The 13,016-nt window shown below is 25.4% G+C and carries 7 protein-coding genes; all 7 read right to left on the bottom strand.

Annotated elements, in window-relative coordinates:
• Nucleotides 1–3: 3 nt before the first annotated feature.
• The 7 genes from EV01_RS08590 to EV01_RS08615 all read right to left on the bottom strand — a co-directional run bounded on the left by EV01_RS08590 (nucleotide 4) and on the right by EV01_RS08615 (nucleotide 12,965).
• Complete coding sequence (locus EV01_RS08590; protein WP_032516673.1) at nucleotides 4–1,776, bottom strand: ABC transporter ATP-binding protein; 1,773 nt, start codon at nucleotides 1,774–1,776, stop codon at nucleotides 4–6.
• An 11-nt stretch (nucleotides 1,777–1,787) separates the two neighbouring features.
• Nucleotides 1,788–1,943: a hypothetical protein gene (locus EV01_RS09955; protein ID WP_241433410.1), complete on the bottom strand. Its 156-nt coding sequence runs from the start codon at nucleotides 1,941–1,943 to the stop codon at nucleotides 1,788–1,790.
• Between the two features lie 147 nt (nucleotides 1,944–2,090).
• Entirely contained in the window at nucleotides 2,091–3,872 is a 1,782-nt protein-coding gene (locus tag EV01_RS08595; protein WP_032518542.1) for a DEAD/DEAH box helicase, read from the bottom strand.
• Nucleotides 3,873–4,010: 138 nt separating this feature from the next.
• A complete protein-coding gene (locus EV01_RS08600; RefSeq protein ID WP_032516670.1) occupies nucleotides 4,011–5,714 on the bottom strand; it encodes an ATP-dependent DNA helicase in 1,704 nt (567 codons plus the stop codon).
• Nucleotide 5,715: 1 nt separating this feature from the next.
• Nucleotides 5,716–9,345, bottom strand: a complete 3,630-nt coding sequence (locus tag EV01_RS08605) for a UvrD-helicase domain-containing protein (RefSeq protein ID WP_032518541.1) — start codon at nucleotides 9,343–9,345, stop codon at nucleotides 5,716–5,718.
• A gap of 12 nt (nucleotides 9,346–9,357) precedes the next feature.
• Nucleotides 9,358–9,831, bottom strand: coding sequence for a methyltransferase family protein (locus EV01_RS08610; RefSeq protein WP_032516667.1), 474 nt, complete (start codon nucleotides 9,829–9,831; stop codon nucleotides 9,358–9,360).
• A 2-nt stretch (nucleotides 9,832–9,833) separates the two neighbouring features.
• Complete coding sequence (locus EV01_RS08615) at nucleotides 9,834–12,965, bottom strand: exodeoxyribonuclease V subunit gamma (RefSeq protein ID WP_241433409.1); 3,132 nt, start codon at nucleotides 12,963–12,965, stop codon at nucleotides 9,834–9,836.
• Nucleotides 12,966–13,016: the final 51 nt, after the last annotated feature.

Raw genomic sequence — 13,016 nt, 5'->3', positions numbered from 1 at the left:
ATACTAAATTCCTACTTGAACATTCCATAAATCAGCATATATGTTGTTCTGATCTAATAGTCTTTCATGTTTTCCGCTTTCAACTATTTTACCTTTATCTATAACAATAATATTATCCGCATTTTTTATAGTGCTTAATCTATGAGCTATTACTATAGTTGTTCTTTCTTTTGTGATTTTAGATAACGATTTTTGAATTAAAGCCTCTGTTTCATTATCAACCGAAGCTGTAGCTTCATCTAATATTAATATTGGAGCATCTTTTAAAACAGCTCTCGCCAAGGCAATTCTTTGACGTTGCCCGCCTGAGAGTCTTTGGCCCCTTTCTCCCACTATAGTTTTATAACCATCTGGTAATTGTTCAATAAATTTATGAGCTTCCGCAATCTTTGAAGATTTAATAATATCTTTAAGACTTGGGTTGATTGAGCCATAAGCAATATTTTCTTGTACACTACCATGAAATAAATAAGTTTCTTGACTTACTAAAGAGATACACTTTCTTAAATCCCTCAAATTTATTTTTTTAATAGAAACCCCATCCAAGGTTATTAACCCATTATTACTATCATAAATTCTTAGTAGTAGTTTTATTATTGTACTTTTCCCAGAACCTGTTAAACCAACAATGCCTAATGTTGAGTTATTTTCAATTTTGAAATTTATGTTTTTTAAAGTTAAATCTCGTCCTGGATAATTAAAATTTACATTATTAAAAATAATTTCTCCTTTGATATCTTTAGGTTCAATTTTTAATTTTCCATCTTTTATTTTTATAGGCGTATCTATGAGATCAATTACTCTATCTATTGAAGCCATAGATCTCTGAAAATCATCTAAAACATGCCCCAAAGTAGTTAAAGGCCATAATAGTCTTTGTGTAATAAACACTAAAAAACTATAAGTACCTACATCAAGTGTCTTATTCCAGGTTTGGAAACCTCCAATTAATAGAATCGCTATAAAGGCAAATAAAATTGCAAATCTTATTAGAGGGATAAAAGCAGAAGATAATTTTATTGCAGCCTTATTACTTCTTTGATAATCGAGACTTTCTTTATTTAATCTATTTAGTTCCCATTTTTCTTTAGTAAAACTCTTTATGGTTAGAATTCCACTTAAATTATTATTAAGCCTTGATGCCAACAGTCCAGCTTTATTTCTAACATCTCTGTATTTTGGAGCAAGCTTCCTTTGAAATTTTATTGATCCTAAAAATATAATTGGAATAGGAAAGAAAGCAAATAAAGCGATTTTTGGAGCGACAAAAATCATAGTACCCCCAATTATTAAGACAGTTATAAATAACTGGATAATCTGATTAGCCCCTTGGTCTAGAAATCTCTCGAGTTGATTTATATCATCATTCAAAATAGATAATAGCCTTCCAGTATTATCATTTTCAAAAAAATCCATATCTAATTCCTGGATATGCTCATAAGCTTTTATTCTTAATTTATGTTGCGATAGCTGAGCCAAATTTCTCCATAAAATCGAATATAAATATTCAAACGAGGATTCACCAGACCATACTATTCCTGAAGCAAATGCAAGAAAAATCAATTGTGTTGGAACTTCTTTTATTCCAAAACCTGCAATCCATGAATTCTGTTCCTTAACAACGATATCTACTGCAAGACCAATTATTACGGGGGGTGCTAAATCTAATATTTTATTAATTATGGAACTAAGAAAAGCAAAAAATAGTAACCTTCTTTCCTCAATCAGATTTAAATAAAGTCTAATTATTGGATTTTGATTTTTTTTAGACCTCATAAAAATAATAATTAAATTTTTCTATTATGATTTAAATTTTCTTTAGTTTCTAATTTACATTTCGTTTTTGCATCTTGATGACTTGCAGTTTGCATAAATTCCTCGTAGTAACAATCACAAGTTTCATTCGCAATTTCTTCACTATATTCCATTTCTGCTTTCATCATCTCCTCTTTGACACTCTGAAGACAAAATAATTTTATAATTGAATTTTGTTTAGTTTGAGCTAAATAATAACTATTAAAGGAGTTGAATAGTATTATCAGATTGACAAAAATAAAGAAATTATATTTGTTAGCTTTCATTTTCTATTACTAGTTTCTGAATTTAATTTTTTTTAATTTATTTTTAGTTTCTCTATGCAGGTCTCTGGGTAAATCCACCAAACTGTAATCATTAAAAATCTGTATCTTACCTATGGATCTACCATTTATATTAGTTGAATTACAGATTGAGGATATAATGTTTGCAACTCTAACTCCATCAAATTTACCAAAGTTAAATTTGTAGGTTTCAAAAGAATCATTTTGATAATTATTTCTTCTATTTGAATTCCTCATACGATTGTTACTATTTCTATTTGATCTATTTCGATCAGTATTATTTTGTTTATTAATCCAAGAATCATCCTCATTAACAAAAAATGATTTATTACCTATTACTAAATTAATCGCGGCCATTGCAATATTTGAGTCATCCATAGAGTGTTTTTCTTTTAAATTATCTAGTACATCAATAATCAAGGCTTTATTTTCTTCATTTTCTTCTTTAGCTAAAGAACTCTCATTAACATTCTCTATAAGTTTTTCCATCCTTTTTTCATTAATTAATTTATTACTTGGTATGTTAATTTCCTCAATCTTAGTTCTTGTTGAGTTTTCTAAGTTTCTTAGAAAATGTTTTTCTCTATGATTAACAAATAAAATTGCCTCTCCTGATCTTCCTGCCCTTCCTGTTCTTCCAATTCTATGAGTATATGTTTCCTTATCAAAAGGGAAATCGTAATTAACAACAAGTTTTATCCTCTCAACATCTAATCCTCTAGCTGCTACATCAGTCGCAACAAGGATGTCAATGAATCCTTTTTTTAATCTATCTACAGTATTTTCTCTTTGATTTTGAGGTATATCTCCATTAAGAACTGCTACTGTATGACCTGAATTCTCTAAAGCTTCAGCAATTGAATTAGTAAGTAGTTTTGTCCTCACAAAAATTATTACTCCCTCGTTATTAAGTTCTAATATTCTTTTTAAAGCATCTAATTTATGATGCCTTTGTACATATAGAAATTTTTGAGAAATTAACTGTGTTTCTTTTTTGATACTTTTGATCAATATTTCGGCAGGATCATTCAGATATTTTTTTGCTATATTTTTTATCTCACTAGGCATTGTTGCTGAAAACAATACCATCTGCTTATTTTCCGGGAGTTGGTCTATTATCCATTCAATATCTTCAAGGAAACCCATATTTAACATTTCATCGGCCTCATCTAAAACAAGACAATTTATATCTTTAATTTTAAAAGTTCCCTGCCTTATATGATCCATTATTCGTCCAGGGGTCCCAACTACTACGTCAACTTTTCTTTTCAATGCAGAAATTTGATTTCGATAGTCGGTACCTCCATATATAGCAACAGTCTTAAAATTACTAGATTCAGAACTATAACTCTTAAAAGATTCTGCCACTTGAGTTGCCAATTCTCTAGTAGGAGTCATAACTAAAACCTTGGCATTTAATTCTTTATTATCTGCAAGTTTTTCTATTAATGGCAATGCAAAAGCTGCAGTCTTTCCAGTTCCTGTTTGTGCTTGGCCTAGTAAATCTCTGCCTAACATTAGTTCAGGAATTGCAGCTTTTTGGATAGGAGTTGGATTTTTGTACCCTTTTTTTCTTAACGAATTTAAAATCGATTGATTAAAACCAAAATCGAGAAATCCATTCTCATTATCATTTCCTTGCGATACTTCCAATTGTTGAGATTTATTTTCTGATTTATTCTCTAATTTCCTTAACTCTATCAGAGAAACATCTTTACTCTGAGATTTATCCTGATCACTATCAGGAGAGTTACTATCCTTTTTTAAAGCCATCTTAAATGCCCAATGATCTTCTGATTAGGCATTCAACAAATATCTAAATTTACTTAAATTGTTGACTAGCCTTGCAGAGCCGAGTTATCAATCTAACATCTTGGGGTTAAAATCTCACTAATCTCTCTAAAATTAAATTTAATTTAAATAATATATATTTAGAAATTTCTTCGCTCTTGTAACAGCAGTATAAAATAATCTTTTTTCAAAATTATCTCTCCAAAACATATTTTCACTGTCTTTTTTTTCTTTTAAAGCATATTGATTTCTTCTATATTTTTGGGACCACAAAATGCTTACTTTATCAGATTCACTTCCTTGAGATTTATGTATAGTAATTGCTATTGCAGGAACAACATTTTCTAAATTATATGGATCAATTAATTCAACAATTTCTTCATTGTTATCATTAAATTTTCTAAAAAGATATTTTCTCTCATTTTTTAAACCTATAAGTACGCCGATATCGCCATTTGACAATCCAAGTTCATTGTTATTTTTTGTACACATGATCGGGACACCCTCTTTAAGAGTTTTAAGATCATATGGTTTTTTTTGACCAAAAACAATTTCATTCAAATATTCAACACTCCATATCCCAGAATTTTTTTCACATAAAATCAAGTGACTTTGCAAATCTAGAAATATCTTATCTACTAAATCTTTTTCATGAAGCAATAAATTATCAATACCTTCATCAAATATATATTTTTTTTTACTTAAATTTGAAGTTGAAAGATTTAACTTATTTAGATGACTTTTAATTGAAAAAAATAGATGTTTTGGAATATCTTTGTCTATACTTTTTAAAAAATTAACTTCTTTTGATTTATTATTTTTTGCTAATTCTTTTATCTTTTGATTAACTAAAGAATAATCATTATTAAATATTAAATTACTAATTAATGCTATATCTCCAAAATTTCTATAAGTTTTTTCTAAATTTACTACACAAGATTTAATTGAACTGTTTTCACAATATTCAAACAAGTAATTCCAGATAGAACAGTTATTTACTGGAGACAATTGATTTTTATCTCCAACTAAAATAATTTTACAGTCCTTTGCTAGTAAACTTAAAACTGATTCAATCAAATCGATATTGACCATTGACATTTCATCAATTATGAAAATATCAAGTTGATTTAGTTTAAATTTCAACTTTAGAGATTTATTTTGAGAATTTAAAATCCATCTATGTAAAGTTTGAAATTCTATTTGGTCTAAAAATTTGCTGAAGGAAATATTTTTTTTATCATTAAGAGCTTCTTTTAGACGAGCTGTAGCTTTACCCGTTGGAGATGACAAGCCAATATTTAAAAAGTTATCAATTCGAAGAAATTCTAGTATTAAGCTTATTATTAAAGTTGTTTTACCTGTGCCTGGCCCGCCTTGAAGAAAAACTAAGTTGGAATATTTGAATATATTTTTAATTTGATCAATTTTATTATCATCTTCATAAATTATCGAATTGATTAAATTATCGGTATCTATTTTTTTTAAAAATGAATTAATAACTCTTTCTATCTTTCTTGACCATTTTGCAAGAGATAATTTTCTATCTACTAATACAAAGGGAGAATTAAATGAGCCTATCAAGTCTATATTTTTAAGAATATCTAGATGTTTATTTGGCCAGCCATCCTCAAATAATTCAACGATAATTAAACTATTATCTACATCAATAATAGTCTCACCATTTTTTTCATAATCTAATAAAATTCTTATTACATCTTTTACGAAATTACCATATTTTTTTTCATTGAATTTAAAAATATCTAAAATTAAATTAAATATATAATCATATTGGTACTTTTCAATATCAATAGTTGTTTTTGTCATTCTAAAAAAGGTTATCTAAATAACTAATTCTCTTTATAGGGGCATTACTAATAAAAACACCTGGAGATATATCTTTCGAATTAGATTTTTCAAATAATTCAATATCTGGCAATCCCTTTAAAAACAAATAAATATATCCTCCTAGATTTTTATGTGGTTGATAATTTTTAAGTCTCCACTTTAATAATCTATGTAAAGCTAATAAATAAAGATGAGATTGCAAGGGATAATGATGTTTAATCATTTCATCTCTCATATTTTTATAGTTATAGTTTTTTGGTAAACAATCACTATTATCACTTCCAGAAATCAAATTACTTTTCCAATCAAGTACCCACCATTTGCTATCTTCTAATGTATTACCTACAGGGAAAACACAATCAATACATCCTGAATGAAAGCCTTTATTCATAATTTGAAGATCATTTATTTTGTCTGCATATTCTCCTCCAAATTCATATTCCGGATCTAAAAGAAAGCATCTTGATATATCATGAGATTCTATATTTCTTCCTTCATATGATAGTGTTAGATCATATTTAACTTCCTTGAGTAAATATTCATTTGGGATATCAACTAGTTTCTTATTTTGTAATTCAGTTCCTAAAGATATATTTATAATTCTTAAAATTGCATCTTTTACTTTAGAAGCAAATGAAGTATCGATTTGATGAAAATCCAATTCCTCAATAATTAAATCAATTAATTCTTGATTAGTATCGTTTCTGAAATCAAATCTTTCTATTATTTTGTGCAAGCAAGTCCCAGCAATATTTCCTTTTGGAAATTCACTTAAGGGATTTGGAAAAGAAAAATAATTAGGATAATTCTTTGATTTCTTAAAGTTAGACTCTTTGACAATTGATATATTGTCTTCATAATGCTTATATTGATTAATTACAGCTTCAATATTTTTATCTTTACGTATCCAAGAAGAATAACTTGAATAAGAAATCAATTGATCAGAATTAAATTCTTTAGATATTTTTTTATTAACTTTATCGATTTTCCAAAGATTATTATTAAATTGGTTAATTTTGAACTTAGAAAAAATTTCTTTAATTTTCTCTTTTTCTAAACTACTATCTTCAAAATTAGACTTATAAATATCAATATTTTCCAAATTATTAAGTAAATCATTATTTAAGATATTATTTGTATCTTCTAAATCATTAAAAACTATAAGTTTATATTTACTCCTTGTAAGTGCTACATAAACTAACCTCTCACTTTCTTTAAATAAATCTTCTTCTTCTAGAAATTTAAATTTTTCAACCTTCGAGTAATTATTAGAAATATTAATATATATATTTTTATCAATATTTGATTTCCAAATAGGTCCTTTAATTTTATTTGACTTTTTTGAAATAATTGAGAGATATGGACATAGAACCATTTCGAATTCTAAGCCCTTACTACTGTGAATGGTAGAAAGATTTATTCCATTTTGAAGATTATAATCTTTCGTCAAAAAATCTTCTCCAGTACAAATTCTTAAAGAATGATCTAACTGATTTTTATACCAGTAAAAAACTTTATTGAGATTAAAATCATTTTTTATTAATTCTTCTTCAACAATTTCTGAAAGTTGAAATAAATTTGAATTTAAATCTGAATCATGAATAATTGAAGATGATTTATAATTTATAAGAAGTTCGTTAACAATATTTAAAAACCCTTTTTCTCTAAGTTCCTGAGACCAAGTAATGCAATTATTCATCAAAATTTCTGAACTATTACTAATTCCATCATTAAAAAATTCTACTAATTTAATTTCTATAAACTTTGAAGTAGAAAGCAAATTTATATTTTTAATAACCCTGGGATTTAATAAACATTCAATCAATAAAAATATTAAAGAACTTGCTTCTGTATCAAAAATATTTTGTTTATTTTGAATTTTGCATGGGAGATTAAGCTGATTTAATTTGTTTTTCAAATCTAAGCATTGAGAATTATTTAATGTAAGGATCGCAATTTTATTAATATCAATTTCCTTATTATTTAAAATAAAGTCAACTATGTAATGAATTACAAGATCCTCTATATTGGTCTCTTTTTTTGAAAATTCTACAATTTCAAATACATCTTGGAATTTAAATTCAGAATTATTATTTTCATTGATTCTAGAGTTTAATTTCCTATAGTTTAGTTTTGATAATTTAAGTCCATTGCTATAAAGTTTATTAATAACATCAATTAACTTTTTTGAGGATCTATAATTATCTGTAAGACTAAAAACTTCGATTGCATTAGATCTTGCATCTAAGTATGTCTCAATATCTCCACCTCTAAATTTGTAGATGGCTTGTTTTGGATCACCTACACATAGCAAAAAATGATTTTTAGTATTAAAGAACTTTTTTATTAAATTCCACTGAGTATTATCTGTATCTTGAAATTCATCTACTAAGACACATTTAAATCTTTTTTGAATCTTAGATAGCGTACTAATATTGCTAATTTCTGAATTTAGAAATTTATTTTCTACAGTCTTAATAAGATCATTAAAGTTCAATATAGAAAATTTTTTCTTTAATTCAATTAATTTTATATAAGCTAATTGGGTAAATATTCTTACAAATTCGGTATAGAACCCTTCTTTTATTTTATAAATTTTATCTTGTAATGAATTAAATTTAGTAAAATCTAATTCCAGATTATGTTTTTTGATTTCTTTAGATATATTTTCATTAGAAAAATATTTAAATAAAAGATCATCTTTAGAAATTTCATATATAAAATCAATACAATTTTGATAATTAAGCCTTTTGTTGATTTCTTGAATCCAACAAATTACTTGATTAAACTTATCTTTTCTAGGGTTTGCTGAATATATTTGACTTTTACCACCACCATCCTTAATTAATTTTCCTAACTCTATAAGTTGTAAAAATAATGCCTTACCTTTCTTATTCCATTCATCACAAAACTCGTTCCAATTTAAATAAAAAAATTCAATAAAATAATTATTTATATCAATTATCTTATATTTATTATTTATTTGAAATTTACAAATATTTTCTTGATCTATATTTTTAAGAATTTCCACGAAAAATGACTTATTGATTCTTCCTCCAAATCTAGAATTTATTTTTTTGTGGCTTACTGCTGCAATTAGCGCAGGATTAAGATTTAGAAAATCATCAATCCACAAATTATCTATTACATCTTTGTACAAGTTATCTATATTATTCTCAATATACGGATCTTGAGTTACACCTATTTCAATACTATATTCATCAATAATATTATTGCAAAACCCATGGAATGTAGTTACTTGTAATTTATAAATTTCATTAACAAAATTATCAATTTCGGATATAGTTTTGTCCTTAGATTTTTGATTCTCCTTAAATTTCAGATACCAATCCTTAAGAGTATTATCTATCTTAATTTCATTATGATTTTGCAAATATAATTTTAAATCCATAAATCTCAAAAGTATTTTATCTCGTAATTCATAACACGTATTTTTTGTAAAACTTAATAAGAGTATCTCATCTGGTTTAATTTTTTTTTCCAAAACGTTTCTTAAAACTAGGTGAGCCAAAGTAAAACTTTTGCCAGTTCCTGCACTTGCCTCTACTAATTTAAATTTATTATCTAATTTAATTTGGTTAATATCCATATCTTTATTGAATTAATATTTAACCTCATTTTTATAAAGCAAATATTTTTTAAATTTATTGTTTAAATATTTCTCTTCTAAAGCAATCTTAAATTTAATTATTAAACCCAGACTTAGTGTTAAAAATAAATAATAAGTAGATAGCTTTGTTATAAAAATGCCAAAGGAAACAAATATTAAAGAATAGTACATTGGGTGACGAGTAAAGCTATAAATTCCTGTAGTAACAAGATTGCTATTTTTTATAGGTGTTGGGAAAGGGGATAAATTTCTACCTAAATCTTTAATCGAAATTAACAATATTATGAAAGAGATTATAATAATAAAAAAACCCGATAAATAAGATAAAGAACTAACTCGAATTATTTGTATTTGTGGAATAAAATCCCATTTAAAAAAATGGAGACTAATAATAAAGAACTGTAAAAAAACAAGTATTAGTTCATAGGCAGCATTTAAAAAATTTTTTAATTGAAATTTATACATTTTTATTTCTTTAATGCTTCAATAAGAGGACCATATAATCTGAATGATAATTTATCAAAATTATTATTTCCAAAAAAGAAATCTGGTTCTTTTTCATCTCCAAAACACAATTTCATTTCGATATTATCTTTTTCACCTTTAGAAAAAAATTTATTACCAATCCATCTATCAGTAAAAGCTTTTTTCTCATTTTTTGATTTTATTTTTGCTTCTACGTATTTATAAGTACTTTCTGGAGGGAGAGGTAAACATTTTTCAGAATAATTTTTAAAAATATTAATGTAGTCTTCCAAAATTAAATTTGATTCAATTACTCCGGGCGGTTGAATAATTTGCGAATTATAATGATTTTCTGTTCTAAAAATTACTTTAGTATTTTTTATATTCTTTTTTAAAGAAGAAATGAATAGTGATTTTATCCAAGCCTCTATCAAACGACTTAAACTTAGCTTCGCATGAATTATTTCAATTACGGTATCATCAGCGACGAAATATTCTTCTTTATTTCCATTTGATTTAGCATAAATTCTATTAATCTCGTTATGTTGAGTCAAAATTGCAGATAAACTCTCTAATAGATCTTTGATTTCTTTTTCTTTTATAGGAAAACTATTTTTGGGCATAATAATCCCATTTTCAACCAATTGATCATTAATATTCAATTTTTTTACATCACCAATAAAATTTTGGTTATCAATTTCTAATTCCTGGATAATTTTTGTAATTAGTTGCGACTTTTGCAAATTACTTACATACTCCTCATCTGGATGATGAACAAATATTTGCTTGGGAGAAATATTTTTTTTATTTAACCAATATTTTTGTGGATTCTTGAACCAATAAATCAGTTCTGATAATTTATAGTTTTTAATATCATATTTTTTTTCATTCCAATCTAAAAATTCTACTAAAGAGTAATTACTTTTAATAATCTTAGAACTAGCAAGATGAATTATTTCTTTTTTATTTAAATCATAATATTTAATTATTAGTTCTCTTTGGCCTTTGTTTAAAAATCTATCAAAAAAAGAAATTAACTCTTTTATAGGAAAAGAAACATCCAATTTTTTATTGTTTTTGTCATTCTTTACCCAAGTAATTATAAATTTATCTCTACAGGCAATTAACAACTCAAGAAATGCATATTTCTCTCTTTCAAAAACTGATGGATCGCCGAGGTGATATTTATTATTTAATAAATTTATATTTTCATTCTTTGATAATTTGGGATAATAAACACTATTCATGTTTATGAGAAAGATAACCTTATGTGGAATAAGCCGTGAATTTTCAATATCACTTACTAGGATCTTGTTAATACGTGATTTTCTTTGATATTTTGCTTTATTTATGCAAGAAATTAATATCTCTCTAAAAACATTTAACAAAATAAGATCATTAGGTATTAAAGGTATTTCGTAATTATCAAAAATTCTATTTATTTCACTTATTTCTAAATTAAACTTTGCATTAGAATCAGCAATACTTTTTAATATAAACTTTATCTTTTCAATCCAAGATCTATATGAAAAAGATCCCCTTAGCAAATTAATATATTTTTTAAAATCAATTAATAATTTAACCCATTTTTTTAAATCCAAACTTATATTATTTAGGCTAAATGGTTTTAAATTAAAATTTATTAAATTGTCTTCTTTGTCATAAATTAAACCTAAAGTAATTCTATTTATACACCACTCAAGGGTATTTTTTTCTTCACCTAATCTTTCATTGGAATCTAATCCCCAATGAAAACCAACTTGGGTAAGTAAGAAAATAATTTCATCCTTCTCAGTAATATCAAAATCAAAAATGTTCTGAGTTACTTTTTTAGAAAGAAAATAATCTATTTTTTCAAGTGTAATTTTCTCATTTGCTATGTCTATAATATCAATTAAAAATTTATAAATCTCTGGAGAATCATTATTATCCTCATCTATAAAAAAATAAGGTATCTTTTCACCATTAATTAACTCATTATTAAAGATATACTTGAGATAAGGTTTAATTTGATTAGTTTGTGGAGATAAAACAGCTATATCACTATATTTAATATTCTCGCAAGAATTTATTATTTCTATAATTTTTTTTCTTATATATTCTAATTGGCTATGCTGATTAAAATGCTCACAAAGTATTATTGAATCATCCCTTTCATTTACTATAAAATCATTTCTATTATTATCAATTAGTCTTTTTTGTATTTGATTAAGAAGAGGAATATCCTTCTTATCATGAAAATTTGTTGGATCAATGTATATTTGATTATTTTTATAATTTATACCTTCCTCATAAATATTTTCCTCAATTAATTTCTGAAAGTTCGCTCCAAATTTGCCAAATATTTTCTCTATATTTGTATTATTTAAATTAAATTTGCTTTCATTATCATCGAATTCCAACTTACCTTCAAGACAATTTATTCTGTTCCATAAATCATCTCCTGCAGATAATAAATATAAATTTACCTTAGTAAATTTTGAAAGTTCTGAATAAAATTTAATATGTAGTCTAGATAAGTTATTATCGGAAATAATATAAATTTGATTAGGTACTTTAATTTGAAATTTCTTAATTTTTCTTAAATTCTTTATTACTTCAATCATGTATAAACATGAAGGCTTTTCAGATATTTTTTTCTCTAAGAGTTTATATAAAATAGGTTGCCAATATTGATTCGAATTTAAATTCTTAAAAAGATTTACAGAATCTATTTTATATCTATTCCATTCACTAATAATTTCAGGTCTAAAAATAAGATAATCAATAAAATTATTCGTGATTTTTTTTATAAGATTATATATGTCTCCATCAATCGTCTTTTTATTATCCAAATATTTATTAATCCAATGGCTAAGTGGCGATGATTCTTTAAAGCTATTTAATTCTTCTAGTGAATCAATAATGCCCCATTTAATTGACTCAAAATTCCATAAACTCATATCAATTTCAGGAAAAAATTTTATCAATAATGATTCGGTATAACTGGATATTGTCTTTAATTCATAAAGAGCACTTATCTTGTTTTTAATAGTTATTTGTTCACGTAACCAATTGCCCAAAAAATAATTTGGAACCGCTATCTCTAATTTCTCAGTTATTAGAGGAGGACATATTTTTAATTCTTCAGCCAACAGATCACTTATTACTTCAATTTTGTTTGACTTATATAGATTGAGCAATTT

Origin of the sequence: Prochlorococcus marinus str. MIT 9401, from assembly GCF_000760095.1 — a bacterium.
In the GTDB taxonomy this organism is placed as follows: domain Bacteria; phylum Cyanobacteriota; class Cyanobacteriia; order PCC-6307; family Cyanobiaceae; genus Prochlorococcus_A; species Prochlorococcus_A marinus_I.
This window is presented reverse-complemented; position numbering and strand designations above follow the sequence as displayed.

Bases quoted from the DNA above. Each gene is read 5' to 3' on its own strand.
- EV01_RS08590 (WP_032516673.1), bottom strand. From the start codon at position 1,776: ATGAGGTCTAAAAAAAATCAAAATCCAATAATTAGACTTTATTTAAAT.
- EV01_RS09955 (WP_241433410.1), bottom strand. From the start codon at position 1,943: ATGATGAAAGCAGAAATGGAATATAGTGAAGAAATTGCGAATGAAACT.
- EV01_RS08595 (WP_032518542.1), bottom strand. From the start codon at position 3,872: ATGGCTTTAAAAAAGGATAGTAACTCTCCTGATAGTGATCAGGATAAA.
- EV01_RS08600 (WP_032516670.1), bottom strand. From the start codon at position 5,714: ATGACAAAAACAACTATTGATATTGAAAAGTACCAATATGATTATATA.
- EV01_RS08605 (WP_032518541.1), bottom strand. From the start codon at position 9,345: ATGGATATTAACCAAATTAAATTAGATAATAAATTTAAATTAGTAGAG.
- EV01_RS08610 (WP_032516667.1), bottom strand. From the start codon at position 9,831: ATGTATAAATTTCAATTAAAAAATTTTTTAAATGCTGCCTATGAACTA.